Raw genomic sequence first — 26,240 nt, 5'->3', positions numbered from 1 at the left:
CGATCCCTTCCGCCGGCTGCACCGCTACAACACCCGGTCCGGACCGGGGCGCCTTCCAGATCGGTTCGGAACGCTACAGGGCGGAGAAGGGCCTCGCCGAATACGTGCTGCTGGCAAGATTGACGGTCAGCCAGGGGGCCCGTCCGGTCTTCCTGTGCTGTGGTCAGCGGGCGATCACCAACCAGGCGGCCTCCTGTTATCTGGCCCGCAACTACGAGAAGCTGTCCCGCACGCACGGCAACACCACCTTCTGCCTGCTGCTGAAGGTGGTCAACTCCCAGGCGTACGGCCCCGATGTGGTGGAGCTCGTCGCCGATGTGACGCGCGCCGCGCAGACCCCCGTACCGGCACCGCGCAACTCTCACCGGGCGACGGGCTGAGCTCGGCCGCCGCAGAAGCGTCCCACCGGGCGGCGGTCAGACGGAGCATCGGGCCGGCCCGATGACCCCGCCGGTCCCGGTCACCGTCACCGCCGCGTACCGGTCCGCGGTACGGGCCTGGGCTGCCGTGCAGATCAGCTGCTGCCGGGCGACCTCGGAGAGTTCCGTGACGTCGGTGTTCACCCGGACACGCACCCCGTCCGGCTCCAGAGTCACACTCGACACCGCGCTGATGTCCGGCAGTTCGGTGCGCAGGCCCGCCTCGGCCTCGGCCTCGGTGGGCCCGGCGAAGAGCATGGCGACGGCCTTGTCGGAACCACGCCACACAGGCACCGCTCCCCCGGCGTCGACTTCACCTTGCGCCGTCAGGTCGATCTGCCGTACCACGGGCATCAGCCGGTTCGCGGACGACGAGGACACGAAGTAGAGCAGGGTGCCCTGGCTCCCCGGCGCCACATCCACGGTCGCCGGATCGCCGACCTCGACGACATCCGTCGCCTGTATCCCGCACCCGTTCGCCAGCAGCACGAGAGGCAGCAGGGCGCCGAACGCGCGTACGCGTCTCACTGCCCCTCCTGCGGTAGTTCCACGGTCAGGACCGCGCCGCCCGTCGGCCCGTTGGCGGCGCGCACGGTGCCGCCGTGCAGCCGTACGTTCTCCTGGGTGATCGCCAGGCCGAGACCGCTGCCCGCCGACCGGGTGCGGGCCGCGTCGGCCTTGTAGAACCGGTCGAAGATGTGCGGCAGCACGGCAGGGTCGATCCCCGGCCCGCTGTCCGCGACTTCGGTCACCAGCCGGCGGTCCGCGCCCCGCCGCTCGGTCCGCAGCCGTACGGTGACGGGCTGCGCACCGTGCCGCAGGGCGTTGCCGACCAGGTTGGCGACGACGATGTCGAAGCGGCGCGGATCGAGCATCGCCCGTATCCCGTCCGGCAGTTCGGTGCGCACCCGGTCCTCCCAGTGCCTGCCCTGCAGGGTCTTGCGGATCGTCTCGGCGACGTCGACCTCGTCGAGGTGAAGATCCGCGGCCTTCGCGTCGAAGCGGGAGATCTCCATCAGATCCTCGACGAGGGTGGCGAGCTTCCCGGTCTCGGCGCTGATCAGCCGGACGGCCGCCGCGGTGTCTGCGTTCAGCTGGGCGGCGTCCTCGTCGAGCACCTCGGTGACGGCGAGCATCCCGGCGAGCGGGGTGCGCAGCTCGTGCGAGACGTCCGAGGCGAAGCGTCTGGCCCGCGCCTCAGCCCGCTGGAGCTCTTCCACCGACTCCTGGAGCTTGGTCGACGACTCGTTGAACGTCCAGGCGAGTTCGGCGAGTTCGTCTGAACCCCTGACCTCGATACGGGTATCGAGCTCGCCCCGGCCGATGCCGGCGGCGGCCCTGCGCAGATCGCGTACCGGGCGCAGCACGCTGCGGGCGGCGAGCAGGGCGGGTACCAGCGCGATCAGGAGGGCGGGCAGGGCGCCGTCGCGGGCCGCGGTGACCATGGCGTTGACATTGGCCTCCTCGGTGGAGAGCCGCATCACGGCGTAGAGGACGAGCCCGGTGGGCCGGCGTCCGTCGCCCCGGTCGAAGACTGCGGGCATCCCGATCGTCAGCCAGGGATCGCCGTCCTTGACGACCCGCTGGAAGGAGCCGTGCGCATCTCCACGGGCGGCGTTGCGCAAGGCAGGCGTGATCACGCCGGAGGTGGGCCGGTCCGAGGACGAGACCCGGATCCTGCCGTACTCGGCGAAGACGATCCAGGGGTGCGGCTTGCCGTCCCTGGCGAGGGTCTGGCAGGTCCGCCGCAGCTGCTCCGCATCCACCGGAAGGGTCACCGCCTGTGCGGCGATCCGGTCGCGGAACTGGTCGATGGCCGTGTCCTGGGCCTGCTGGAGAATGGCTGAGCGGGCCTCGCGGTAGGTCAGGGTCGCGGTGGTGACGGCGCTGATCGCGGCGACCAGCAGGAAGGCGCCTATGAGACGGGTCCGCAGTCCGAACCGGGCAGCGAACAGCTTCATGCGAGCGGTCCGAAGCGGTAGCCGAAGCCGCGGACGGTCTGGATGTAGCGCGGGCTGCCCGCCACGTCCTCGATCTTCTGCCTCAGCCGCCGCACACAGGCGTCGACCAGGCGCGCGTCTCCGTGGTAACTGTGCTCCCAGACGTATTCGAGGAGCTGCTGCCTGCTGAAGACCTGCTCGGGCGAGGCCGAGAGGTGGAGCAGCAGCTTCAGTTCGGAGGGCGCGAGCAGGATGCGCTGCCCCGCCTTGGCGACGGTGAGCCCGGCGCGGTCGACGGCCAGTTCGCCGTGGAATTCGATGCCGCCGCGCCCCGCGGGTTCGGCGAGCCTGCGCAGTACGGCGCGGATCCTGGCCTCTATCACTTCGGTACGGGCGGGTTTGACGATGTAGTCGTCGGCGCCGGCCTCCAGCCCGACGACCACGTCGAAGTCGTCACCGCGCGCCGTGAGCATGATGATCGGCAGCTGGCTGGTCTCCCGTATTCGGCGGCAGACCTGCACCCCGTTCACTCCGGGGAGCATGAGGTCGAGGAGTACCAGATCGGGCCGGAACTCGCCCAGCGCGGCGAGCCCCTCCTCACCTGTTTCGACGGCCCTCAGCTCATGGCCGCGCCGTCGCAGGCCCAGCTCGACCCCTTCACGTACGGAGGGGTCGTCTTCGATCAGCAGCACGCGAGGCATGGCAGCAGTATCCCAGCGATCAAGGTGTGGATTCGAACCGGTGAGCGAGCCCTGGGGCCGGCGGGCTCACACCCGCCGCAACCGCCCCCGGCCCGCCGCGATCACGGCGCTGATCTCCCGCAGCCGGAGCGGCCGGGCCAGCAGCGCCACCGTGAGCAGGAGTACGACGGCCCCCGCCCCCACCGCCGCGAAGTCCCCGTACCCGGCGCAGGCGCGGGCGGCCAGGAACCCCAGCAGCCCGGCGGGCACACTCGCCGCCACCAGCCGGACCTGCGCCCACAGGCCGGGCGACCGCAGCAGTGCGGGCCGGGCGGCGCCGCTGCCGGAGACCCTGCGGTGCAGCACGTACGCGGTGACGCCGAAGCCCACGAACAGCGCCACGGAGTACGCCCCGGCCATCCCCGTCACGGCCCAGCGGACCGGCAGCAGCAGGTACGCCACGACGCAGAGCCCGGCGTTGAGCGCCGCGATCACCAGATTGAGGAGGAACGGGGTGCGGGTGTCGCTCATCGCGTAGAACGCGCGGGAGAGCACGTACTGCCCGGAGTAGGCGATCAGCCCCGGCGCGAACGCCATCATCATCCCCGCCATCACCGTGATGTCCGCGCCGCCCGTGCGCCCGTAGCCGTACACGGCCCCGATCACCCACGGTGCCAGCGCGAACAGCGCGGCCACCGCGGGCACCACGACGGCGGCCGAGGTGCGCAGGGCGTACGAGACATCGCGTCGCACCCCCGCCAGGTCGTTGTCGGCGGCCGCCCGGCTCATCCGGGGCATCAGCGCGGTGACGAGCGAGACGGTCACGATGCCGTGCGGCACCACCCACAGCTGATAGGCGTAGCTGTACGCGGTGTAGCCCACGCCGCCCGCCACATGCTGTTCGGCGGCGTGCTGACCGGTGGCGGTGGAGAGCCGGGTGACCACCCAGTAGGCGATCTGGTTGGTCAGCACGAGCATGACAAGCCAGCCGGCCGCGCGCAGTGGCCGGGTGAGGCCGCTGCCCCGCCAGTCGAACCGCGGCCGCCAGCGGAACTTCGCGGCGCGCAGAGCGGGCACCAGGGCAAGGGTCTGCACGGCGATCCCGGCGGTGGTCCCCCAGCCGAGCCACTGGGCCTGCGCCGGGGTCAACGTCCCGTCGGAGCCTGCCGCGACGGTCAGGTAGATCCCGAACACCGCGATGATCACCACGTTGTTGAGGACGGGGGTCCACATCATCGCGCCGAACCGGTCGCGGGCGTTGAGCACTTGGCCGAGCAGCGTGAACAGTCCGTAGAAGAGGATCTGCGGCAGGCAGTAGCGGGCCAGGGCGACGGTGAGTTCGGCCTGCTCGCCGTGGTAGTCGGGGGCGTAGACCGAGACGATCCACGGTGCGCCGACGACCGTGATCGCGGTGAGGGCGAGGAGCCCGATCGTGCAGAGGGTGAGCAGCCGGTCGGTGTAGGCGGCTCCACCGTCGGCGTGGTTCCTGGCGGCCCGCACGAGCTCCGGGACGAAGACGGCGTTGAGCGCGCCGCCGATGAGCAGCGTGTAGAGGATATTGGGCACGGTGTTGGCGACGGTGTATCCGTCCGCCTGGAGTCCGGTGCCGAGCGCGGCGACGACGACCGCCGAGCGTACGAAGCCGGTCGCCCGGGAGACGATGGAGCCGGACGCCATGACGGCGCCGCTGCGCAGCACCGAGCCGGACGTGCGCCCTGCGGCCTTCGCGGAGGCCGCCTCGGTGGCCGTCATCGGCGCGCCAGGTACGCCTGGAACGCCCGGTACAAGGTGTTGTTGGCGGCTCCGCCCACCGATGTCTCCCACTCTCCGAGGGTCTCGACGACCTGACCACCGGTGCCGAGCTTCCAACGCAGCAGCCCGAAGGGGCGGTCGTCGGGGTCAAGGGTGGAGGGTACCCCGCGCATGTCGTGCACATCGGCACCGAGCCCATGGGCGTCGAGCATCATCTTCCACTGCAGCGCGTTGCTGGGCCGGACCTCGCGGCGGTGGTCGGCGGAGGCGCCGGTCTGGTACCAGACCCGCCGACCGGTGCTGATCATCGTGTGGGCGGCCAGGATCTCGCCCTGGTGGACGGCGAGGTAGAGCCTCATCCGGCCGGGGTGTTCGGCGTTGAGTACGGCGTACTGCTGCTGGTAATAGGCGAGGGAGCGGCCGAGCCGGAAGCCGTCGCGCTCCTCGGTGATCCGCAGCAGGCGGTGGAATTCCGGGAGTTCGGCCGCGCCGCCGATGACGATCCGCACCCCGGCCTTCTGCGCTCTGCGCACATTGCGGCGCCACTCCTGGTTGAGCCCCGACCACAGCTCGTCGGGGGTCCGTCCGGCGAGCGGCACCCGGAAGACGTAGCGCGGCTGCGCGTCGGCGTCCTCTCCCCCGTCGCCGCCGCAGCGGCGCCAGCCGCGGGCCCGGAGCCGTTCGGCGACGGCCGTACCGAGCGGGTACACCTCGGTCGCGAGTACGTCGCTGACCTTGCGGCCGGGGCCGGTGGCGGCTTTGAGGCGGGCGGTGTCCCAGCGGCGGTACGCCGGCGAGGGGCCGATCCGTACAGCGAAGGCACCGGACTTCCGCAGGTGCGCCATGAGCGGCCGCAGCCACCGGTCGACATCGGGATCGGCCCAGTCGGCGACCGGACCCTCCGGCAGATACGCGAAGTACTTGCGGGTACCGGGGAATTGCCGGTAGAGCACCAGCGCGGCTCCGGCCAGTTCGCCGGAGTCGCCGTGCCAGCCGAGCATTTCGGAGGCCCATTGGTCCTTCACCGGGGCCCAGGACGGATATTGCAGAAAGCTCGCGTCGGTACGGGTGGAGACGAAGGCCCGGTGCTCGGCGGCGGTCAGGCCGCGTATCCGCAGCTCGTGGTCATGGCCGCGGTCTCGGGTGGCGAGCAGCGCTGACATGTTCGTGGCCCTCCCTGGTCGGCCCCGCCGTCGGTCCCGCGGGGCTGCACAGGATGCTCACAGCGGTCCATGACGGAGCCGAGCGGCGAATGTGACCGGATGATGACCGTTGCGCTGCGGTGCATGTCACACAGGGGATTTCCCGGTTTTCAGTCGATTTGCGGAACCTATCGTCGGGTGCATGCCTCTCCACCGGTGAGAAGCAAGGCCTTGGAGGTTTTTCCGTTGTTCTCCGCACGCCGGCGCATACGCCGTACCACCCCGCTCGTCCGCCCGGCCAGGCTCACCCTGATCGCCGGTACCGCGGTGCTCGGCGCCACGCTCACCGCCTGCTCCGGTGCCTCGGCGTCGGACTCGGACAAGGGGGCGGCCGGGGTCGCACCGGCGCACGACACCAAAATCTCGGTGAACCTCCAGGGCGCCAAGGCCACTCCGGGGCAGCCGGTGAAGGTGACCCTCGGTGCCGGAAAGCTGAAGGCGGTCACGGTGAGCGCAGCCGCGGGAGACGCGCTCACCGGCCGGATATCCGCCGACGGCAGGACCTGGACGTCGGACCGGGTGGCCGCGCCCGGCACCACGTACAGCGTCGAGGCGAAGGACGCCGAGGGCGGCAGCGACAAGGCCGGGTTCACCACCGCCGGGGCCGACAAGGTCAACAAGCTGACGCTGGCCCCCGGCAAGAACACCACGGTCGGCATCGCCCAGCCCCTGTCGATCGTCTTCGACAACCCGGTGAAGGACCGGGCGGCGGTCGAGAAGGCCCTGAAGGTCTCCACCTCGAACAACACCGAGGGCTCCTGGGGCTGGCTGCAGGACTACTCCGGCAAGGACCGTGTCGACTGGCGGCCCAAGGAGTACTGGAAGTCCGGTACGAAGGTCACGCTCGACGCCGATCTCAACGGCATCGACTCCGGCCCGTCCGGCGGCTGGTTCGTCCGCGACTACCGGACCACGTTCACCATCGGCGCCGACCAGGTGGTCAAGGTCGATCTCGACCGTCACCGGCTGGCGCTGAAGCGGGACGGGAAGACCGTCATGGACGTGCCCATGTCGGCCGGCACCCCGGGCGGCGAGAAGGCGTCCTGGCGCGGCACGGCCGTGCTGATGGCCAAGGAGGGCACGATCAACATGCGCTCCGAGACGGTCGGCCTGGGCGATGCCTACGACAAGATGGTCGACTCGTCGATGCGGCTGACCTGGTCGGGGATGTACGCCCATGCGGCACCGTGGAACGCCGCCTACTTCGGGGTGGCCAACCACAGTTCGGGCTGTGTCGGGATGAGCGATGCCAACGCCGGCGCGCTGTACCAGCAGGTGCGGGTCGGTGACCCGTTCGAGATCACCGGCGCCGACGCCAAGGGCACGGTCGCGGAGGGCAACGGGTACGGGGCATGGAATGTGACCTGGTCCGACTGGCAGGCGAAGAGCGCACTGAAGTGAGCCGCGGGGCCGCGCCGGCAAGCCGTCGGCCTCCCGCGGCCGTGGCGGTCTGCACCTGCTGCCCGCACTCGGCTGATCACGTGTGCGGGCAGCAGGTGGGTGGCCGGGCGGGCCCCCTTGTTGCGGGAGAACGCCCGGCCGGACCGGGTGGTTACCGGACGTCGTAGGCGCGGGTGATGGTCTGGGTGACCGCGTTGCCGTTGGCGTCGGTGAAGGTGGCCTTCGTCGTGACCTGCTTGCCGGCGGCGCCGGTGTGGTCGAGGACGGCCGTCCACTTGCCGTCCTGCTGCTCGGTCGGCGCCTGGGTCCAGGTGGTGCCGCCGTCGTAGGAGTAGGACAGCGAGGCCGCCGTGATCGCGCCCGGGGTGTACCCGGCGTGGCCCTCGACCGACAGGCCGACCTTGATGCCGCTCTGCGCGGGCAGGGTGTTCATGCCGTCCACCGGCAGGTCGTACGCCGGGTGGAGGATCGGCAGGCCGCGGGAGTAGACGTCCGGCTCCCGGTGGGAGCGGAAGCTCCAGGTGGTGTCGGCAGCGGTGGAACGCAGCCAGTTGCGGTCCCCGGTGTAGATCTTCTCCAGGTGCTGGGTGAGCTCGTACGCGGAGTCCTCGTCCGGCACCTCGAACACGCCGTAGGGATAGGCGAGTCTGCCGATCTGCTCACCGTTGCGCTTCAGCGACATCTTGCCGAGGTCGCCGAAGGACCCGCCGTAGGTCCAGTGGTCGCCGGAGCCGTCGACCCAGAGGGCGTTCTGGATGCCGAACAGGTTGCCCTGCCGCTCGGCGGCCAGCATCAGGTTGCCGTCGGCGTCGCGCGCCGCGCCCGGCCGCAGGGGGCCGCCGTACCACTCCTCGGCGCTCCGCTGTCCGGCCTGATAGATGCGATCGTGGTCCGACATGAACGCGGCAAACGGAAAGCTGGTCATCGCGCCGTGGTACCAGGCGTCGTCGCCGGTCGTGTAGTAGGCGGTGCGGGTACCAGGCACGTGGACCGTCTGGAACAGGCTCACGGGGATCTGGGTGCCGCTGCTCCCGGAGGGACGGAGGAACAGCGCGTCGATGTAGTCGGCCTCCTTGCCCATGGCATGCCACGTCTCGGTGACCTGGGCCAGCCGGGAGTCATTCGGCTGGTAGGCCTGGTCGGAGTGCAGCGGGCCTTCGGTCGGGAACGACAGGTTGTAGACGTAGGGCGAGCCGTCCTCGGAGCCGGTCGCGCGCCAGGTGGGCCGGAACTCGAAGGTGCCCTTCTGAGCGCGCCCGTCGATGTCCGCGTAGAACTTCTGCACGGCGCCGCCGGCCGTGAGTGTTCCGCTGAGCTGCCAGGTGTCGTCCCACGTGCGGGCGTAGTTCAACGTGGTGCCCTGCAGCGTCGAGGGGCGGTTGGTGTGCAGGCTCAGCTGGTGGGCCTTGCGGGCGTCGAGGACGACGGTGGTGTCCTTGGTGATCCGCATCTGCGGGTGGGCGAGGTAGCTGACCGATTCGGGCGTGTTGCTCGCGTCGGGCGTCGCCACGAAGCTGCTGAGGGCGTAGTCGCCCGGGCGCACACGGTAGGTCTGCTCGGGCGCACCCGCGTTGGTGCGGCGCTCGCCCTCGTCGGAGTCGATGCTGGCGACGTCCAGGGAGGAGGCGCCGGTCGCGGGCTTGCCGTTGCGGTCGACGACCTTGACCCGGAGGGTGACCGTCTCGGGCTGGACGTAGAGGGTGACGGGCACGGAGACGTGCACATCGCCGCCGGTGGCCAGGATCCGGCCGGTGACCGCACCGTACTGGGCGGGCTTCAGACGGGCGGTGGGGTCGATCTGCAGCGGCACCTGAGCGGTGGCCCCCGCCGGGACCGTCACCTTGTTCTGCTCCGGCTTGATGATTCCGGAGGTGACGTCGCTGCCGTCGTTGCCGTGCACACCGCTGAGCTTCAGATGGAGCGTCAGGTCGCTGTCGCTGGTGTTGGTGAAGGGCACCTGCACGGTGGTGCGGTCCGACGCGTCCTGCGGCCAGTTGTAGCTGCCGGCTTGGACAGCCGGCGCGGAGAGCGCCTTCTGGTTCACCGCGCCGAACACGTCAAGCACCCCACCGCCGGTCTGGTCGGCGCCGGCGACCTTGCCGCCGGTGCGGGCGGAGGAGACCAGGGCAGCCTTGATCTGCTGCGCGGTCCAGTCCGGGTGCGCCTGGCGGATGACAGCTGCAGCGCCCGCGACATGCGGGGTGGCCATGGAGGTACCCGACATCGTCCGGTAGGCATAGACGCCGCGGCCGCCCGCGGCCGCCGCCGAGATATCGACGCCGGGGGCGGCGATCTCGGGCTTGAGGGTGTGGGTGACGGCCACCGGACCGCGGCTGGAGAACTGCGCGGTGGTGTCGTCGCGGTCGACGGCGCCCACGGTCAGCACGCCGGGCACACAGCCGGGCGAGGAAACGGTCTCGGCGCCCGGGCCGGAGTTGCCGGCGGCGACGACGAACAAGGTGTGCTTGCTCTTCGACAGCTCCTGCGTGGCCTGGGCCATCGGGTCGGCGCAGTCACCGATCCTGGGGTTGCCCAGGCTCATGGAGACGACGTCGGCCTTCTGGTCGACGGCCCACTGCATACCCGCGATGATCCAGGAGTCCAGGCCATAGCCTGCGTCGTTGAGGACCTTGCCGACGAGCAGGGAGGAACCGGGGGCGACGCCCTTCTTGCGGCCGTCACTGGCCGCTCCGGACCCGCCGACCGTGGAGGCGGTGTGCGTGCCGTGGCCCACATAGTCGTTGGTGGTCTTGGAATCCGTGAAGTTCTTGGACGCGTCCACCCGGTTCACCAGGTCCGGGTGCTCGGCATCCGCGCCCGTGTCCAGCACGGCGACCTTGGTGCCCTTGCCGTCGTAGCCGGCCGCCCAGGCCTCCGGCGCGTGCACCTGCTTGGTGGACTGGTCCAGCGTGGCCTCGACCTTGCCGTCCAGCCACAGCTTCTTCAGCGTGGAGCCAGAACGTGAGCGGGTGTTGGTGATGTCCTGCCAGAAGGCGGCGGCGGTGTCCTTGCCTGCCTTGAGCGCGACGCCGTCCACAGCGGGGAGGCTCAGGCCCCGCTCGGACCCGCGAGGGGCCGCCGGCGCGCTGTCGGCGACGTTCACACTGTTCCGGTAGGTGGCGATGAGCGGCAGCGTGTCGGTGTGTGTGTCGTCGTATCCCTGGCGGATGAGCCCAGTGACATTGAACAGCTGCTCGTCGACCTTGCCCTCGGCGATCGCCCGGGAGGCGCCCTCGGGGTAGACGTAGAGGTCCTTGCTCCTCTGATAGGTCTGGACTATCGGCTGCGTGCCGTCCTCGCGGGGCAGCACCGCCGCCGAGCTGTGACCCGACCTGTCCGTGGTCACCAGCACCTTGTCGCCGGTGACGAGCGTGACCGTCACCTGCTTGCCACCCGTTGTTGCGGTCCCACCGCCGACGATGGGCTTCCCCGAGGCACCATCAGGCGGTGTATCCGCCGCCCCGGAAGGCGTGACCGCCGTGACGGCCAGGACGGCGGCGGTCGCCGTGCCCAAGGCCATACGCGTTATGGAACGCATGAATCTCCCTATGTGAGCCATGAACATGTGCCAAACTGCGGCTGCAGCCTGTCAGACGTGTGGATTGATTAGGGATGCCGCGTGTGACGGGTTTCCCGCATGGCGGATTTCCGTCACGCGGTCACTTCCATCGGCTCGGTGGGACTTCGGACCTGACCGGTGGGGTACGCCCGGCCGGAACGGCGATCCCGCTCGGGGACGTCGGCCCGCCCGCGCCCTGCACCCCGTCGAGGTCACCACCAACCGGTCGCCGGCGTCGTCAGCGGGCTCGCCGTCGTCGTACCCGCGCCGCCGCACCGGTGCATTCCTTCAGCCAGAATCACGTCCCACCGGCGGTGAAGCAGTAACCCGCCAAGAGTTGGCGGCCGCCCTCGCTCGGCGACCATCAAGAGACCGAGCTCCCCGGCCCTCAGGCCGAGGAGGAGGTCAGAGCCAGCCCGCACGTGCGGCGTGCCATCCGAGTTGCAGGCGCGAATCCGCTCCGGCCAGATCCATCAGACGACGTGTCCGCCGCTCCACGGTGCGTATGGAGAGGCCGAGTTGGGAGGCCGCCCGCCGGTCGGAGATCCCTGCCAGCAGCAGGGCGAGGACCTCCAGTTCCCCCTCGGTCGGCTGCTGGTCGGCTGTCGGCTCCGCGCGCACGCCCGTGGTGGTGGTGTACAGCGGCCGGGCCTGGGCCCATTCCTTCTCGAAGAGATGGACCAGGGCCGTCAGCAGGCCGCTGCGGTGCACCACGATCGCGCTCGGCTCACCGCCGGAGTCCGCCATGTCCAGTGGCACCATGGCGCGCTCCCGGTCCGACACGACCATCTTCAGCGGCAGCGAGTCGACCAGGCGAAGCTCGAGGCCCGCCGTGATGGCCGCCCGCACGTCCCGCGCCACGTCGTGACCGTCGAGATAGCTCTTGGCAGCCACGACCCGGAAGTCGACTCCGCGGTCCAGCGCGGAACTCTCCGACAGGTCGGCATCCTCGCGCCGCACCGCGATGGGCGCGCCGACGAGGAAGACGAGCAACTCCCGCTGGGCGCCGCGCTGCAGTTGGTGGAACCGGTGTGCGACCTGCTCCACACCGACGACCACCTCCACGACGCTGCCCGCAGGGTGTGCGGCGGTGCTGCGGTACTGCTCGGTCAGCATCGAGAACGCGGTCTCGGCCCGGTGCAGCGCGTTACGCTGCTCGACGAGGAACGGGGCCAGGGCCACCGAGGGTGGTGTGAGCCGGTAGCGGGCGGGCTGGAGGCCAACTCCGCAGGCGGCCGGGTCAGGTGCCCCGCTCTCCGCCTCGGTGGTGACCGCCACCAGGCCACGTGTCGCCAGATCGAGCAGGATGCGGGCGGTCTCGGCCTTCTCGATTCCGGTCTGCCGGGCGAGGTCCTGCGCGGAGGCTGTCGGGCGGGCCAGCAGTGCTGTGTAGATGGCCTCTTCGGCCGGACCCAATCCCAGCGCCTGCAGCATCCGGCTCCTCCTCGGGCGGCCACCGTGTCCGGCCCCGGCGCAGCTCGCGTGGACCGAGCGGAATCTCCTCAGCCGAACCCTACCCCGGTGTCAGGATGTCGCCATTGGCTGTTCACCTGGTCTGCACCCCACCATTGGCTGGGGTGAGCCATGCGGGCTGCCTGAAGGCTTGGCGGTTTCGACGCAGGACGCCGGCTGATCAGCGAGGCCCTCGGCGCTCCTCGTCGAGCCCGCTGCACAGTTCAACCGCCCGGTTCGTCGAGCCCGCTGCACAGTTCAACCGCCCGGTCGCTCGCTTCCACGGTGATCGGACCCCGAAGGAAACGTGCGGGTCAAGCCTCGTCCGGCTCGACCCGCACACCGCCCGCACCACGGCCCCGCCGCCCGCGGTCAGTCCGTCAGATGCTCCAGGATCCGGTGCATCCCGCTGTTCCAGTTCTCCTTGAGCGCCGCGACGGCCGCGTCGAGGTTGCCGCGCTGCAGGCACTCGGCGATCCGCTCGTGCTCCACCGCCGAACGCTCCAGGATGTCCTGGTCGCCCAGAGCCACCCGCTCGTAGCGGTGCATCGTCACCTTCAGAGAGGTGATCAGGTTCATCAGGCGGTTGTTCGTGCAGCCGGACAGGAGCAGATCGTGCCACGCGTCGTCGTAACGCTCTATGACGTCGTGCGGCGCCTGCGGGGCCGAGAACGCGCGCGCCTCCTCAAGGAGGCGGGGGGCTGTCGCCGCCAGGTGCTCGGGATCGCTGGACTCCAGGGCGAGCGCCTCCAGCGTCGCGACGATCGCGGACAGGTCACGGAACTCCTGCGGGCTGAGCGGCGTGAAGCGGAAGCCCTTGCCGCGCTCGCTGGTGATGACGCCCTCGCGCTCCAGCGTGATCAGTGCCTCGCGCAACGGAGTACGGCTGACGCCGAGTTCGGTGGCCAGCTGTCCCTCGTTGATCGGCTCGCTGGTTGCGATCGTGCCGCGCCCGAGGCGTTTGATCAGTTCCTCCTTGACCTGTTCGCGCAGCGGGCGATTTTCGATTGGCATGTGAGGCTGCCCTCCCTTTCGGTCCGGTCGATTATCCGCTACCGGCGGGTCACGCGGTACCGGCGCCGTCGACCGGGATGATCGCCCCGCTCAGGAACGCCGAGGCGTCGGAGGCGAGGAACGCCACGGTCTGGGCGATGTCGCGGGGCTGCCCGATCCGGCCCAGCGGCCGGTCGGCGGCGTCGGCGTAGAACGCGTCGGAGCTCTCGCCCAGCTGGCGGGCCTCCTCGGCGAGCATCCCGGTCGCCGTGTCACCGGGGCAGACACAGTTGACGCGGATGTTGTCGGGGCCGTGGTCGATGGCCATGGCGCGGGTCATGTTGACGACGGCGCCCTTCGACGCGCAGTACGAGACGGCCCGGCCGCCGCCGCGGATGCCCCATCCGGAGCCGGTGTTGACGATGGAACCGCCGCCGCGCGCCGCCATCCCCGGGATCACGAGGCGGCTCATCAGCATCACCGAGCGGATGTTCACGGCCATCACCAGGTCCCAGTCGTCCTCGGTGATCTCGCAGACCGTGGAGCGGCGGATGATGCCGGCGTTGTTGAAGAGGACGTCCACGCCGCCGAACTGCTCCTGCGCCGTGTGCACGACGGCCTCGCAGTCCTCCCGTCGTGACACGTCGCAGCGGACGAAGGTCCCTCCCGTGTCCTTCGCGGTGCGTTCGCCGCCGTCCGTGTCGATGTCGGCGATCACCACGCGGGCGCCGAGCTCCGCAAGGACCTGGGCGGTGGCGCGGCCGATTCCGGCTCCGCCGCCGGTCACGATGGCACGCTTGCCGTCAAGGGAGATCATCTTGGGCTCCTTCTGGCAGTAATGGGAGTCATAAGGGGTCATCCGGCCAGGCGGTACAGCGACGTGCGCCGCCTGCCGGTGATGACGGGGAGGTGGCCGGACAACTCCGCGTCGAGCGCGTCGTCGCCGGTGTCGAGGAGAAGCGGGCGGCCGCCGAGCGCGGCCAGTTTCTGTTCCGTGCACAGCACGAGCAGGCGCTCGCGCCCGCCCGCCGCGCGCAGGACGCGCGGCGAGATCTGCTGGTTGCCGCGGCCGAGGAGGAAGCCCTGGCCGCCGATGGGGGAAAGGGCGATCCAGGCCGGGCCGATGGCGAGGAGGGTGTCCTCGCCCGCGTCGCGCGCCACGATTCGCGTTCGGTGGCCTGGCCGCAGACGGAGCACGTCGACCCCCGCGAGGGAGACGTCCGCGCCGAGCGTCGCCGCGACCGCCCGGGTGGTGCTGCCGGGGCCGAGCACGAGCAGCCCGTCCCCGACGCGCTCGGCGACGTCGGTCGCGATGCCGCCGACCGCTTCATGCGTGGTGGCGGTACTGCCGGTCTTGCGCTGCTGTACGCGGACCGGCACATCGGGGACGGGCAGCCACCCGAAGAGCCGTGAGGTGACGCGGCCCTCGCTCAGTGCGTCCTCGTCCCGGTCCATCACCTCGGCGTCCCGCAGCCGCACGGTGCTCCTGCGGGCGAGCCACGCTGCCGCGACCTCACCCGCGGCGCGCGGGCTGATGGCGAAGACGGCCGAGTGCATCTTCACGCCGGTCGGTACGCCGAGGACCGGGCAGGGCACGTCATGGAGGGCGCCGAGCACGTCCCGCGCGGTGCCGTCGCCGCCGGCGAAGAGCAGGAGCTCGACGCCCTCGGCGACGACGGCCCGCACCGCGGCGGCCGTGTCCTCGGCCGAGGTGTCCCGCCCGGCGCCGGCGGTGTACACGACCCGCCCCGCAAGCCCTGCGACGGCGACGGAGTCAGCGCCCAGCGGACCGGCGGCGGTGACGATGAGGAGTCCGGAGCCCGGCGGATGACCGGCCGGAGCGATGAGCCCCGCCCCGGCCTGCGTGCCGCTGAGCTCGTTCGGCGCGGGATCCTCGGTGGCGTCGGCCCGGCGGCCGGGCACAGGGGGTGGCGTGCCCTCCCGCATGGTCGCGAGGGCATGTGCCGTGCCGTCCGACGCATCTGGACGCCTGCCCGGCGCGGAGGCCGTCGGAGCGGCGCTCGCCTGTGTGCGCCGGCCGGGCGCGGGGTGCGCCGCCGCTGTCGGCTCGCTGCCTCGCCCGGCCCGCGCAGGATCCCTGCCCCCTTTCAACTCCCCCGAACGCACGGCCAGTTCAGCCAGAGCCGCGGCGGCACGCGCCCCTGCCAGAGGGCGTGCGCCCAGCGAGAGTGCCAGGCGGGGCCGGTCCGGGCCGTCGGTGCCGCCCAGGCCCACCCGGCCGCCGAGGCCGGCGACCGGGTTGACCACCAGGCCGATCCTCGTCACCGGCCGGCCTCGCCGAGGACCTTGCGGCGGTAGGCGCGCCAGGAGACCGCCCAGGTCGCCGGGGAGTCGAGGGCTTCCGGGCGGACTCGGTGGATGGTCGAGCGGTGCGGCGCCGTGCGTACGGTCTCCGGGTCCTCGTAGGCCTCACGGGCGATCTCCGCGAGGATCGCCGCGTACTCGTCGAGGTCGGCGCGCGTGTAGGACTCGGTCGGCTCCAGCGTCATGGGTTCCGGCACGACGTACGGGTGGTGGCTGGTCCAGTAGTGCGTACCGAAGTCCGCGGCACGCAGGCCGATGTCCTCGGAGTGCAGGCCGGTGTCCTCGTGGAGCTTCTCCCAGCTGTAGCGGACCTGCTCGATGCGCGGGCGCCCCGCCGCGTAGGGGATGGAGACGCCGGGGATCTGCCGGACCTTGTGGAGCAGGTAGTTGTTGTTGAGGACGGCCGTCTCGGCGGCGGCCCGCAGGCCCTGCGCGCCGAGCGACATGATCCAGGCGTAGGCACGGACCAGGTTCGGCACGACGCCGTAGAACGGCCGCATCTTGCCGACCGACTCGGGCCGGTCGTCGTCCAGACGGTACGTGCCCGCCTCCGCGTCGAACTCGACCGTGGGGCGCGGGAGATACGGAGCGAGGTCCGATGTCACCGCGCACGCACCCGCCGCCGGGCCGCCGCACGCGTGCGGCGTCGAGAACGTCTTGTGCAGATTGAAGTGGCACAGGTCGAAGCCCGCGTCCCGGGCGCGCGTGATGCCGAGAATGCCGTTCGCGTTGGCCTGGTCGTACGAGCACAGGCCGCCCGCCTCGTGCACGATCCGTACGAACTCCTCGATGCGCGGGTTGTAGATGCCCGTGTCCTCGGGGTTCGTGATGAGGAGCGCCGCCGTGCGCGGTCCGGCCGCCGCCTTGAGGGCCTCGATGTCCGGGTAGCCGTCCGCGTCCGGGTGGAGCGTGATGACCTTGAAGCCCGCCGTCTTCGCGCAAGCCGCGTTCGACGGGTGGGAGAAGATCGTCGTGATGACCTCGTCGCGCTGCTCCAGCTCGCCGCGCGCGGCGAAGTAGGCGCGGATCATGGCGACGTTCGTGTAGATCGCGGCGGAGCCCGCGCCGGGCTGGAGCGAGACCCGGTCCATGCCGGAGATCTCCTTCAGGAGCTGCTCCAGACTGTGGATGATCCCGAGGACGCCCTGGACCGTGTCCTCGTCCTGGAGAGGATGCAGCGCCGCGATCCGCGGATCGCGGACGAACTGGTCGTTGACCTTGGGGCTGTACTTCATGGTGCAGGTGCCCTGGCCCACGTCGATGTTGAGATCGGCGCCCAGATTCTCCTGCGACAGGCGCAAGTAGTGGCGCAGGACCTGTTGTTGGGACATCTCCGGCAGCGCGGGCGGTTCGGCGCGACGCAGGGCGGCGGGTATCTCGGCCTTCCCGATGGACGGGTCCGCGGTCGGTACGAGGACGCCTCGCTCGCCCGGCGAACCGAGCTCGAAGATCAGCTTCTCGTCCCAGGATGCCTGCTGGAAACGGCGGAGGCGCGGCTTGTCGGCGATGCGTGCCTCCTCGGGGGAGACGGACACGGGCACGTGTGGGGCGGTCACTTGACGATCTCCTTCAGGGTCGCGACGAGCCGGTCGATGTCGGCCTTGGTGTGGACTTCGGTGACGCAGTACGTGGCCTCGCGCTCGCCGGTCGGTACGCCGCCGAAGATGCCCCGCTCCTTCAGGTCGGCACGGATCTCGGCACCGGTCCTACCGCCCGTGTAGCGGACGGTGAAGTCGGCGAAGTGCAGGGCGTTGCCGTACGGGACCTCGATACCGGGCACCTCGGCGAGGCGCCTGCGGGCGTACGCGGTGAGCGCGAGGATCGTGTCGCCGATCTCCCACATGCCCTGCGGTCCCATCAGCGCGAGATAGACCCCGGCACCGATGCCGTGCAGCGCGGCGGCCGTGCCGACCCACTCCTTGCCTTCCTCGCGCAGCGCGAACGAGGTCCGCTCGTAGGCGACGTCGCCGAAGCCGTACTCGCCCTCGACGGTCGTCGGCACGAGGCCGAACAGGCGTGACGGGTACTCGGCGACCAGCTTCTCCTCGTCGCGCGTGGCGATGAAGCCCGCGTTGCCGCCGCCGAAGCTCTGGTGGAGGCCGAGCGGCTGGATGTCGCCGCACGCGATGTCGGCGCCGTACGCGGAGGGCGGTGCGAGCACGCCGAGCGTGAGCAGATTGCAGCCCACGACGAACAACGCCCCTGCTTCGTGGGCGAGTTCGGCGAGGCGGGGCAGCGCCTCGTCGACGATGCCGAGCGCGGAGGGCGTGTCCGCGTACACCGCCGCCGTGTCGCTGGCGGCGAGCGCTTCACGCACCGCGTCGAGATCGGCGCAGCCGGTGTCCGGGTCGACCGGGACCACCGTCACGTCGTGGTCGGGGCGTACGTAGTCACGTATGCGGGACAGCTTGTCGGCGTCGACCGCGGTGGCGACGAGGACGCGGCGGCGGCCCGTGATCCGGCCTGCCATGCGCAGGGCGGTTCCCGATGCCTGGAAGCCGTCGTACACGGGGACGTTGACGATCTCGACGTCGAGCAGCTCGGCCATCATCGACTGGTACTCCCACAGCGCCTGGAAACGGCCGTGGTCCTCGTAGGGCTCGCCCGCGTACGCCGTGAGGAATTCGCTGCGGTTGACCACCTCGTCCACCACCGCCGGTACGTGGTGCTGGTAGCAGCCGGAGCCGAGAAAGCTGAGCGCCTGCCGGGTCGAGGTGTTGCGGCCGAGCAACTCCTCCATGTGGCGGGCGAGTTCGGCCTCCGAACGCAGCGGGGCCGGCAGGTCGAGGGGGCGGTGCAGCCGGATGCCGTCCGGGATGTCGGCGTAGAAGTCCTCGACGCTCGCCGCGCCGATCTCCTCCAGCATTGCCTTCCGTACGGCCGGTACCGCGTTCGGGATGTAGGGGTGGGCACAGGGGTGGACGGAGTCCTGGGGTGACGTCATGCCGCGCCTTTCGCGTGAGCCGACTCGGTCAGGTCAGTCATGAACCACAGCAACAAAAGTCTTTGGGTGTACACCTCTTGACGGCGGGCTCCGTCATTCAGTGTTCTGAATACAGCATTAGGCATTCAGGCTCCAGGAGGCAAGAGTGTCAACAAGGCCCACCCGACGGGTTGTTCTGGCCACAGGTCTCGCGACCGCGGCATCGTCACTGGTCAGCGGATGTGCCATGGGCGGCGCGGGCGGCAAGGGCGCCCGTGACATCGGTGGCGGAAACGATGACGAAGGGGGCAAGGTCGGCGGAAAGATCACCGTCTGGTCGTGGGACGTGGCCGCCAAGGCCATGAAGCGCTTCGCCCGCACCTTCGAGAAACGCCACCCCGGCACCACCGTCGACGTCGTCGACATCGGCTACGACAACGCCTACGACAAGATCACCGTGGGCCTGCGCGGCGGCTCCGGCCTCGCCGACGTCCTCACGGTCGAGGGCAGCCACATGCCGCGCTACACAGGCAACTTCCCGAGCGGCTTCTACGACCTGACGAGCCTCGGCGGCCGCTACGGAGGCGACTTCGACCGCGCCGCGTGGCGCACCGTCACCGGCGAGGACGGCGCGGTCTTCGCCCTGCCCTGGGACATCGGCCCCTGCGCGCTCTACTACCGCACGGACCATTTCCGCGCCGCCGGAGTCGACCCCAAGTCTCTGCTGACCTGGGACGACTACGTGGAGGCGGGCATCCGCATCAAGAAGGCCACCGGCCGCAAGCTGCTCATCATGGACTCCACGGACCCCGGGATCCTGCCGATGCTGCTCCAGCAGCAGGGCCAGTCCTACTTCAAGGGCGGCCGGGTCGCGGTCGACACCCCTGAGGCCGTCAAGGCCCTGACACTGATGAAGACCTTGCACGACAAAGGTCTCGTCGACTACGAGAAGGGCTGGGACGGGCTCGTCACCGGCACCAAGGAGGGCAAGGCCACCACCACGCCCACCGCCGCCTGGTGGACGGGCACACTCACCGACGAGATGCCCGAGCTGAAAGGGAAGTTCGAGGTGGTGCCGCTGCCCGGATTCACCGCCGACGGGATCCGCACCTCGAACATCGGCGGCTCCACGCTGTGTGTCCCCGCGCAGAGCAAGAACCCCCAACTGGCCTGGGCCTTCATCCAGTTCCTGCTGACCGGCAAGGCGAACCAGGTCTCCATGCTCAAGCAGGAGGGCCTGTTCCCCGCCTATCTGCCCGCACTCGACGACCCGTATCTGAGCACGAAACAGGAGTACTTCGGCGGCCAGGCGGCCCTCGACGTGTTCGCCCGGCTGGCGCGCAACATCCCGCCGGTCGAGAACAACAAGGACGACGCGAAGGCCTCCGACATCATGGTCTCCGCCGTCACCGGCGTGATGCTGCGGGGCAAGGACCCGCGTGCCGCCCTGGACTCGGGCGCGCGGCAGCTCGCCGCGGCCACCGGACGCGAGAGGGTGAAGTAGCCCGATGGCCGTCCACACCACCTACGACCGGCCGGTCGCCCCCGCCCGTGCCCCGGCCGGGGCACGCCGCAGGCGCCGACGCCCCACCGCCTGGATCTTCGCCGGACCCGCGGCCGCCCTCTTCGCACTCTTCTTCGCCTATCCGCTGGGCGCGAGTCTCCTGCAGAGCTTCACCACCGAGGACGCCGGCGCCACCCACTGGGTCGGACTCGACCAGTACCGGCGCATGATCCACGACCCCGCGTTCCTGGAGTCCCTGTTCAACACCGGGATCATCCTCGTCGTGCAGGTCCCCGTGATGATCGGCCTGGCACTCGTCCTCGCCGTCCTGCTCAACCAGTCCTGGCTGCGCTTGCGCGGCACCTGGCGAGCGGTCCACTTCCTGCCCGCCGTCACCACACTCGTCGCGTACGCCGTCGTCTTCCAGGTCCTCCTCAAGACCGACGGCGGCCTCGTCAACCAGATACTCGGCGCCGTAGGCATCGGCCAGGTCGACTGGCTCAACAGCCCCACCTGGGCCCGCGTCTCGCTGATCGCGTCCCTGACCTGGCGCTGGACCGGCTACAACGCCGTCATCCTGCTCGCCGGACTCCAGGCCATCGGCAAGGAGCAGTACGAGGCCGCCGCCATCGACGGCGCCACCACCGTCTCCACGTACACCCGCGTGATCCTGCCGCAGCTGCGCCCGGTCGTCCTGTTCTGCGTGATCACCTCCACCATCGGGACACTCCAGCTCTTCGACGAGAACTACGTCCTCACTCGCGGCGGCCCGGACGACGCGACCCTCACCCCGGTCGTCTACCTCTACAAAGTCGGCTTCCAGCAGCTCGACTTCGGCTACGCCGCCGCCATCGCCTGGGTCGTCGTGGCCCTCATCGCCGCGATCTCCGCCCTCCAGTACGTCGCCTTCGGAAGGGAGCGCCGCCGGTGACCACCCTCCAGCAGGTCCCCGTACGGGTCCACCCGGCCCGGCGCGCCGGCCGCTACGCCGTACGCCTGTTCCTCGTGGCCGGCGCCGTCGTCAGCCTGGTGCCGTTCCTGTGGATGGCGATCGCCGCGACGCACTCCACATCGGACCTGTTCCGCTCGCCGCCGCCGTTCCTGCCCGGCGGCCGCCTCCTCGACAACCTCGTGCGGCTCCAGGACACCATCGGCTTCGGGAGAGTCCTCCTCAACAGCGTCGGCATCGCCGTCGTACACACGGTGCTCAGCTCGCTGATCTCCGCCATGTGCGGCTACGGACTCGCCAAGTACCGCTTCCGCGGCCGGGGTCTGCTGCTCGGTGCCGTGCTCGCCACGATGATGATCCCGTTCCAGGTGCTGCTCGTGCCGCTGTTCCAGATGATGGCGAGCGTCGGCTGGATCGACTCCTACCAGGCGGTCGTCCTGCCGTTCCTGGCGAACTCCTTCGGCATCCTGCTGATGCGGCAGGGCTTCGTCGACTTCCCCGACGAGCTCCTCGAATCGGCCCGTATCGACGGCGCCGGCGAGCTGCGCACCTTCTACCAGGTCGTGCTGCCGTGTGTGCGCCCGCAGCTCGGAGCCCTGGTCATCTTCACGTTCATGGCGCAGTGGAACAGCTTCATCTGGCCGCTGCTCATGCTCAACTCCGAGGACAAATACACCGTGCCCGTCGCGCTCAACACCCTCACCGGTCTCTCCCATGTCGACTACTCGGGACTGATGCTCGGCTCACTGCTCGCCACGCTTCCGCTGATGGCCCTGTTCCTTCTCTTCCAACGGCAGTTCGTGGCCGGACTTCTCGGTGGGGCGGTGAAGGGATGAGCCGCCTGACCCGCGTCCCGGGTGTCCTCTACGGCGGTGACTACAACCCCGAGCAGTGGCCCGAGGACGTCTGGGCCGAGGACGCCGAGCTGATGCGCGAGGCCGGCGTCACGATGGTGACCGTCGGCGTTTTCTCCTGGGCACGGCTCCAACCAGGCCCGGACGCATGGGACTTCGCCTGGTTCGACCGGCTCCTCGACCTGCTGCACGCTCATGGCATCGCCGTCGACCTGGCCACCGCGACCGCGTCACCGCCCGCGTGGCTGGTCCGCGCCCACCCCGAGATCCTGCCGGTGACGGCGGACGGCGTACGTCTCGAATTCGGCTCGCGGCAACACTATTGTCCGTCCTCGCCCGAGTACCGCGCCGCCGCCCTGTGCCTGACCCGCACCCTCGCCGAACGCTACGCACACCACCCGGCCCTCGCCCTGTGGCACATCCACAACGAGTACGGCGACCATGTCACCGAGTGCTTCTGCGCCCGCTCCGCCGACCACTTCCGGGCCTGGCTCACCGACCGCTACGGCACGATCGACGGCCTCAACCACGCCTGGGGCACCGCCTTCTGGTCCCAGCGCTACGGCACGTACGACGAGATCGAACCTCCGCGCACCGCGCCGGGACCCGTCAATCCGACGCAGCTCCTCGACTGGCGGCGCTTCTGCTCCGACGCCCTCCTCGACTGCCACCGCGCCGAGCGCGAGGCACTCAGGGAGCTGAGCCCGGACACCCCGGCCACCACCAACTTCATGTCGATGTTCAAGGCCCTCGACTACTGGAAGTGGGCAGCGCACGAGGACCTCGTCTCCGACGACGCCTACCCGGACCCCGCCGACCCCCGCGCCCACGTCAACGCGGCCCTCAACTACGACCTGATGCGCTCCCTCAAGGGCGGCAGACCCTGGCTGCTTCTCGAACAGGCGCCGTCCGCGGTCAGTTGGCGGCCGGTCAACGTCCCCAAGAAGCCCGGCCTGCAACGCCTCTGGTCCCTCCAGGCCCTGGCCCGCGGCGCCGACGGCATCATGTACTTCCAATGGCGCGCCTCTCGCGCCGGCGCCGAGAAGTACCACAGCGCGCTGCTCCCGCACCGCGGCACCGCCTCCCGTGGCTGGCGTGAGACCGTGCGCTTCGGCGTCGAACTCGCCCGGCTGGGCGAGGTCACCGGTGCCACCACCCCGGCGGACGTGGCGATCGTCCTCGACTGGGACTCCTGGTGGGCGCTGGAGGCCGACGACCACCCCTCGGCCCGTATGCGCTGGCCCGACCTGCTCCGTCCCTGGTACGCCGCGCTCCACGCCCGAGCCGTCCCGGCCGACTTCGTGCCCCCGGACGCCGACCTCGACGGATACCGGGCGGTCCTCGCGCCCAACCTCCACCTCCTGAGGCCCGAGAACGCCGACCGCATCGCCGCCTACGTCCGCGGCGGCGGCCACCTCGTGTGCGGCCCCTTCAGCGGCATCGTCGACGGCCACGACCACATCCACGACGGGGGCGCTCCGGGACCGCTGAGGGACGTACTCGGCGTGTCCGTCGACGAGTTCTGGCCGATTCCCGACGTCGGGGCGGTACAACTCGCCTCCGGAGCCGAGGCCACCTTGTGGAGCGAGTGGATCGAACCCGACGCCCCCGACACCGAGGTCGTCGACTCGTACGCGACCGGAGAACTGACCGGCCGCCCCGCCGTCACCCGCCACCCCTACGGCACCGGAACCGCGTGGTACGTGAGCGCCCACCTCGGCAACGGCATCGCAGCCCTGCTCGACGACGCGCTGCGCGCCGCGGGCGTACGCCCCGTGCTCGACGTCCCCGAGGGGGTCGAGGCGACCGTGCGCTCCGGCACGCAGGGCACATACCTCTTCGTCCTCAATCACAGTGACCACGACACTCGGACGCAACTGACCGGCCCCTACGCGGCCGGCGGCACCGATCTGCTCACCGGAGCCGCCGTCCGCGACTACATCCGCCTCGGCCCGCTCGGCGCCGCAGTCCTGCGCATCGCCACCGACTCCCTTGGAGAGACCGACCAGTGATCAGACACCGCCCCCTGAGCGCCCTCACCGCGCTCCTCCTCGTCGGCGGCGCCCTCGCCGTGCCGCAGGCGGCCTCCGCCCACGGGCGCCCGACACCACCGCCCTCGTACGCCGACGTCCTCGACCTGCACGGCACCCCCGCCGCCGCCCTGCCCGGCGACGACGAGGACAACAACCCCGTCACCGTCTTCGCCGACCAGGGCGCCTGGCACGCATACGCCCTGCCGAAGACCGGCGACAACGAGGCCTACGGAGGCTTCTCCGGGCCCCTCTACATCGCCCAGGAATACCCCTGGTGGCTCAGTAGGTCCTTCAGTCGCATCCGCCTCACCGAACACGGCCGCACCTTGGACCTGGCCGGCGGAGGCACGCCACGCTTCACCTCGCTCCCGGGCCGGCTCCTCCAGTCGTACGACCTCGGCCGCGGCCTGCGCCTCACCCTCGAACTCCGCTTCGCCACCGACCGCAGCGCCCTGGTGCGGGCCGAGGTCCGCAACACCGGCCCGGCGCCCCGCGCGCTGGGCGCCGACTGGACGGGCAGCCTGCTGCGGCCCGCCGACCGGCCGATGCGCGACGCGCCCTCGCTGACCGCCACCGGCTCCGGTGTCGGCGTCGGCTTCGCGAAGGTCCGCGAGACCTGGGACTACCTCACCGACGGCACGGAACGCTTCGAGGTCACGCACAAGGACGCCGTCCGCACGACGGTGGACGGCGACACGTACCGCACCGAGGCCGCGGAACCGGTGACCCTCGCGCCGGGCCGCTCGCACAGCTTCGAGTGGACCGAGTCCTACACCTTCACCGCCGCCGAGCGCGCGAAGGAGAAGGTGAAGATCCGTGACGTACTCGCACACCCCGATGCCGTCGTCTCCGCCTCCGACGCGCGCTGGCGGGGCTATGTCGCCGGGGTGACCCAGGGCGTGCCGGCGGATCGCCGGCGCACGGCCGTGAAGTCGCTGGAGACCCTCGTCACCAACTGGCGAGGCGCGGCAGGGCAGATCAAACATGACGGCATCACGCCGTCGATCTCCTACAAGTGGTTCACCGGCGGCATCTGGGCCTGGGACACCTGGAAGCAGGCTGTGGGCACGGCACGCTTCGCGCCCGACCTGGCCGAGTCGCAGATCCGCGCCATGTTCGACTGGCAGATAAGCCCGCACTCCACGACCCGCCCGCAGGACGCCGGGATGATCCCCGACGTCATCTTCTACAACGACCCCTCGCGCGGCGGCGGCAACTGGAACGAGCGCAACTCCAAGCCCCCACTGGCCGCCTGGGCAGTCTGGGAGGTGTACGCGAAGACCGGGGACAGGGCCTTCCTGCGCGAGATGTACCCGAAACTCACCGCCTACCAGGCCTGGTGGTACCGCAATCGCGACCACGACCACAACGGCCTCGCCGAGTACGGCGCCACCGTGGACCCCGCCAACAACTCGCCCGAGGAGCGGCGCCTCGCCGCGGCCTGGGAGAGCGGCATGGACAACGCGCCCCGCTTCGACGCCGCCCTCGGCACCGACATCATCGCCAACCATGCGGCCGACGGAACACTCCTCGGCTACTCCCTCAGCCAGGAGTCCGTCGACCTGAACTCCTATCTCGCCGCCGACCAGGGCTACTTGGCGCGCATCGCGGGCACGCTGGACCGCGGCGCCGACGCCAAGCGGTGGAAGCAGCGGTCCGCCGCCACGTCCGCCGCCGTCCGCACGACGATGTACAGCCCCGCGGACGGCTGGTTCCACGACATCGCGCTCGACACCGGCGCACCGCTCACGGCCCGCGGACGCGGCATCGAGGGCGCCGTCCCGCTGTGGACCGGCACAGCGTCCGAGGCACAGGCCCGTGCCGTGCGCGACAAGCTGACGGACCCGGGCGAGTTCGCCACCACCGTCCCGTTCCCGACCGTGGCGAAGAGCTCCCCCTACTTCTCGCCGACCACGTACTGGCGCGGCCCCGTCTGGCTCGACCAGGCATACTTCGCCCTCGGCGGCCTGCGCCGCTACGGCTACGCCAAGGATGCGGACGCTCTGACGGACCAGCTCCTCACCCACGCGTCGGGCCTCGCGGGCAACGGACCGATCATGGAGAACTACGACCCGACGACCGGGGCGCCGCTCAACTCGCCCAACTTCAGCTGGTCCGCCGCGCTGCTGCTGCCGATGCTGACAGGAGGCAGGTAGGAGGCCCCGTTGCTGTACACGGGCCGCTCGCCTCGATCCCGCTGCTGCCGCGTACCTCGGCAGGCGTCCGGCAGTCCGAGAAGTACGCATCGAAGCAG

18 protein-coding genes and 1 pseudogene are annotated in these 26,240 nt (G+C 70.5%); 7 read left to right on the top strand and 12 right to left on the bottom strand.

Annotated features, from left to right (window positions below; genetic code table 11):
* Positions 1 to 32 precede the first annotated feature (32 nt).
* Positions 33 to 380 (top strand): annotated as a pseudogene (locus tag ACFVV1_RS23480) (hypothetical protein); the annotation flags it as partial.
* Between the two features lie 36 nt (positions 381 to 416).
* On the opposite strand, the gene ACFVV1_RS23475 reads toward ACFVV1_RS23480, so the two are convergent.
* The 5 genes from ACFVV1_RS23475 to ACFVV1_RS23455 form a co-directional block, all read right to left on the bottom strand.
* Positions 417 to 947: a hypothetical protein gene (locus ACFVV1_RS23475; RefSeq protein ID WP_389992359.1), complete on the bottom strand. Its 531-nt coding sequence runs from the start codon at positions 945 to 947 to the stop codon at positions 417 to 419.
* On the bottom strand, positions 944 to 2,380 hold the full coding sequence (locus ACFVV1_RS23470; protein WP_389992356.1) for an ATP-binding protein: 1,437 nt from the start codon (positions 2,378 to 2,380) through the stop codon (positions 944 to 946). Before ACFVV1_RS23470 ends, ACFVV1_RS23475 begins: the two co-directional genes overlap by 4 nt.
* Entirely contained in the window at positions 2,377 to 3,060 is a 684-nt protein-coding gene (locus ACFVV1_RS23465; protein ID WP_389992353.1) for a response regulator, read from the bottom strand. Before ACFVV1_RS23465 ends, ACFVV1_RS23470 begins: the two co-directional genes overlap by 4 nt.
* Before the next feature lie 66 nt (positions 3,061 to 3,126).
* Positions 3,127 to 4,791 carry a murein biosynthesis integral membrane protein MurJ gene (murJ, locus tag ACFVV1_RS23460; RefSeq protein ID WP_389992350.1) on the bottom strand — a complete coding sequence of 555 codons (1,665 nt, stop codon included), beginning with the start codon at positions 4,789 to 4,791 and terminating at the stop codon, positions 3,127 to 3,129.
* Positions 4,788 to 5,954, bottom strand: a complete 1,167-nt coding sequence (locus ACFVV1_RS23455; RefSeq protein WP_389992347.1) for a lipid II:glycine glycyltransferase FemX — start codon at positions 5,952 to 5,954, stop codon at positions 4,788 to 4,790. The genes murJ and ACFVV1_RS23455 overlap by 4 nt, the downstream gene beginning before the upstream one ends.
* Before the next feature lie 225 nt (positions 5,955 to 6,179).
* On the opposite strand from ACFVV1_RS23455, the gene ACFVV1_RS23450 reads away from it, so the two are divergent.
* Entirely contained in the window at positions 6,180 to 7,394 is a 1,215-nt protein-coding gene (locus tag ACFVV1_RS23450; protein ID WP_389992344.1) for an Ig-like domain-containing protein, read from the top strand.
* Positions 7,395 to 7,545: 151 nt separating this feature from the next.
* On the opposite strand, the gene ACFVV1_RS23445 is transcribed toward ACFVV1_RS23450, so the two are convergent.
* The 7 genes from ACFVV1_RS23445 to gcvPA all read right to left on the bottom strand — a co-directional run bounded on the left by ACFVV1_RS23445 (position 7,546) and on the right by gcvPA (position 18,667).
* Positions 7,546 to 10,932: a S8 family serine peptidase gene (locus ACFVV1_RS23445; RefSeq protein WP_389992341.1), complete on the bottom strand. Its 3,387-nt coding sequence runs from the start codon at positions 10,930 to 10,932 to the stop codon at positions 7,546 to 7,548.
* Positions 10,933 to 11,358: 426 nt separating this feature from the next.
* Positions 11,359 to 12,387 carry a helix-turn-helix domain-containing protein gene (locus tag ACFVV1_RS23440; protein ID WP_389992338.1) on the bottom strand — a complete coding sequence of 343 codons (1,029 nt, stop codon included), beginning with the start codon at positions 12,385 to 12,387 and terminating at the stop codon, positions 11,359 to 11,361.
* Between the two features lie 390 nt (positions 12,388 to 12,777).
* Complete coding sequence (locus ACFVV1_RS23435; protein ID WP_389992335.1) at positions 12,778 to 13,419, bottom strand: GntR family transcriptional regulator; 642 nt, start codon at positions 13,417 to 13,419, stop codon at positions 12,778 to 12,780.
* Between the two features lie 49 nt (positions 13,420 to 13,468).
* Positions 13,469 to 14,215: an SDR family NAD(P)-dependent oxidoreductase gene (locus ACFVV1_RS23430; RefSeq protein ID WP_383847109.1), complete on the bottom strand. Its 747-nt coding sequence runs from the start codon at positions 14,213 to 14,215 to the stop codon at positions 13,469 to 13,471.
* A 38-nt stretch (positions 14,216 to 14,253) separates the two neighbouring features.
* The gene (locus tag ACFVV1_RS23425; protein ID WP_389992331.1) at positions 14,254 to 15,684 is read right to left on the bottom strand and encodes an ATP-NAD kinase family protein; all 1,431 of its coding nucleotides are present in this window, start codon (positions 15,682 to 15,684) and stop codon (positions 14,254 to 14,256) included.
* Positions 15,681 to 17,279, bottom strand: coding sequence for an aminomethyl-transferring glycine dehydrogenase subunit GcvPB (gcvPB, locus tag ACFVV1_RS23420; RefSeq protein ID WP_389992328.1), 1,599 nt, complete (start codon positions 17,277 to 17,279; stop codon positions 15,681 to 15,683). The genes ACFVV1_RS23425 and gcvPB overlap by 4 nt, the downstream gene beginning before the upstream one ends.
* The gene (gene gcvPA / locus ACFVV1_RS23415; RefSeq protein WP_389992325.1) at positions 17,276 to 18,667 is read right to left on the bottom strand and encodes an aminomethyl-transferring glycine dehydrogenase subunit GcvPA; all 1,392 of its coding nucleotides are present in this window, start codon (positions 18,665 to 18,667) and stop codon (positions 17,276 to 17,278) included. Before gcvPA ends, gcvPB begins: the two co-directional genes overlap by 4 nt.
* Before the next feature lie 145 nt (positions 18,668 to 18,812).
* On the opposite strand from gcvPA, the gene ACFVV1_RS23410 reads away from it, so the two are divergent.
* Genes ACFVV1_RS23410 through ACFVV1_RS23390 form a run of 5 tightly spaced genes read left to right on the top strand, consistent with a single transcriptional unit; the run spans position 18,813 to position 26,142 of the window.
* A complete protein-coding gene (locus ACFVV1_RS23410) occupies positions 18,813 to 20,150 on the top strand; it encodes an ABC transporter substrate-binding protein (RefSeq protein ID WP_389992322.1) in 1,338 nt (445 codons plus the stop codon).
* 4 nt (positions 20,151 to 20,154) lie between these two features.
* Positions 20,155 to 21,081: a carbohydrate ABC transporter permease gene (locus ACFVV1_RS23405; RefSeq protein WP_389992319.1), complete on the top strand. Its 927-nt coding sequence runs from the start codon at positions 20,155 to 20,157 to the stop codon at positions 21,079 to 21,081.
* Positions 21,078 to 21,935 (top strand): carbohydrate ABC transporter permease, encoded by an 858-nt coding sequence (locus tag ACFVV1_RS23400; RefSeq protein ID WP_389992316.1) that lies wholly within the window; start codon positions 21,078 to 21,080, stop codon positions 21,933 to 21,935. The genes ACFVV1_RS23405 and ACFVV1_RS23400 overlap by 4 nt, the downstream gene beginning before the upstream one ends.
* On the top strand, positions 21,932 to 23,965 hold the full coding sequence (locus ACFVV1_RS23395) for a beta-galactosidase (protein WP_389992314.1): 2,034 nt from the start codon (positions 21,932 to 21,934) through the stop codon (positions 23,963 to 23,965). Before ACFVV1_RS23400 ends, ACFVV1_RS23395 begins: the two co-directional genes overlap by 4 nt.
* Entirely contained in the window at positions 23,962 to 26,142 is a 2,181-nt protein-coding gene (locus tag ACFVV1_RS23390; RefSeq protein ID WP_389992311.1) for a trehalase family glycosidase, read from the top strand. Before ACFVV1_RS23395 ends, ACFVV1_RS23390 begins: the two co-directional genes overlap by 4 nt.
* Positions 26,143 to 26,240: the final 98 nt, after the last annotated feature.

It is taken from the genome of Streptomyces sp. NPDC058092 (assembly GCF_042884935.1).
Lineage (GTDB): Bacteria > Actinomycetota > Actinomycetes > Streptomycetales > Streptomycetaceae > Streptomyces.
The sequence above is the reverse complement of the archived record's forward strand: the minus strand, read 5'-3'. Positions and strand labels throughout refer to the sequence as shown.

Coding starts and splice junctions, on each gene's coding strand:
- ACFVV1_RS23470 (WP_389992356.1), bottom strand. CDS start 2,380: ATGAAGCTGTTCGCTGCCCGGTTCGGACTGCGGACCCGTCTCATAGGC.
- ACFVV1_RS23465 (WP_389992353.1), bottom strand. CDS start 3,060: ATGCCTCGCGTGCTGCTGATCGAAGACGACCCCTCCGTACGTGAAGGG.
- murJ (WP_389992350.1), bottom strand. CDS start 4,791: ATGACGGCCACCGAGGCGGCCTCCGCGAAGGCCGCAGGGCGCACGTCC.
- ACFVV1_RS23455 (WP_389992347.1), bottom strand. CDS start 5,954: ATGTCAGCGCTGCTCGCCACCCGAGACCGCGGCCATGACCACGAGCTG.
- ACFVV1_RS23445 (WP_389992341.1), bottom strand. CDS start 10,932: ATGCGTTCCATAACGCGTATGGCCTTGGGCACGGCGACCGCCGCCGTC.
- ACFVV1_RS23440 (WP_389992338.1), bottom strand. CDS start 12,387: ATGCTGCAGGCGCTGGGATTGGGTCCGGCCGAAGAGGCCATCTACACA.
- ACFVV1_RS23435 (WP_389992335.1), bottom strand. CDS start 13,419: ATGCCAATCGAAAATCGCCCGCTGCGCGAACAGGTCAAGGAGGAACTG.
- ACFVV1_RS23430 (WP_383847109.1), bottom strand. CDS start 14,215: ATGATCTCCCTTGACGGCAAGCGTGCCATCGTGACCGGCGGCGGAGCC.
- gcvPA (WP_389992325.1), bottom strand. CDS start 18,667: ATGACGTCACCCCAGGACTCCGTCCACCCCTGTGCCCACCCCTACATC.
- ACFVV1_RS23405 (WP_389992319.1), top strand. CDS start 20,155: ATGGCCGTCCACACCACCTACGACCGGCCGGTCGCCCCCGCCCGTGCC.
- ACFVV1_RS23395 (WP_389992314.1), top strand. CDS start 21,932: ATGAGCCGCCTGACCCGCGTCCCGGGTGTCCTCTACGGCGGTGACTAC.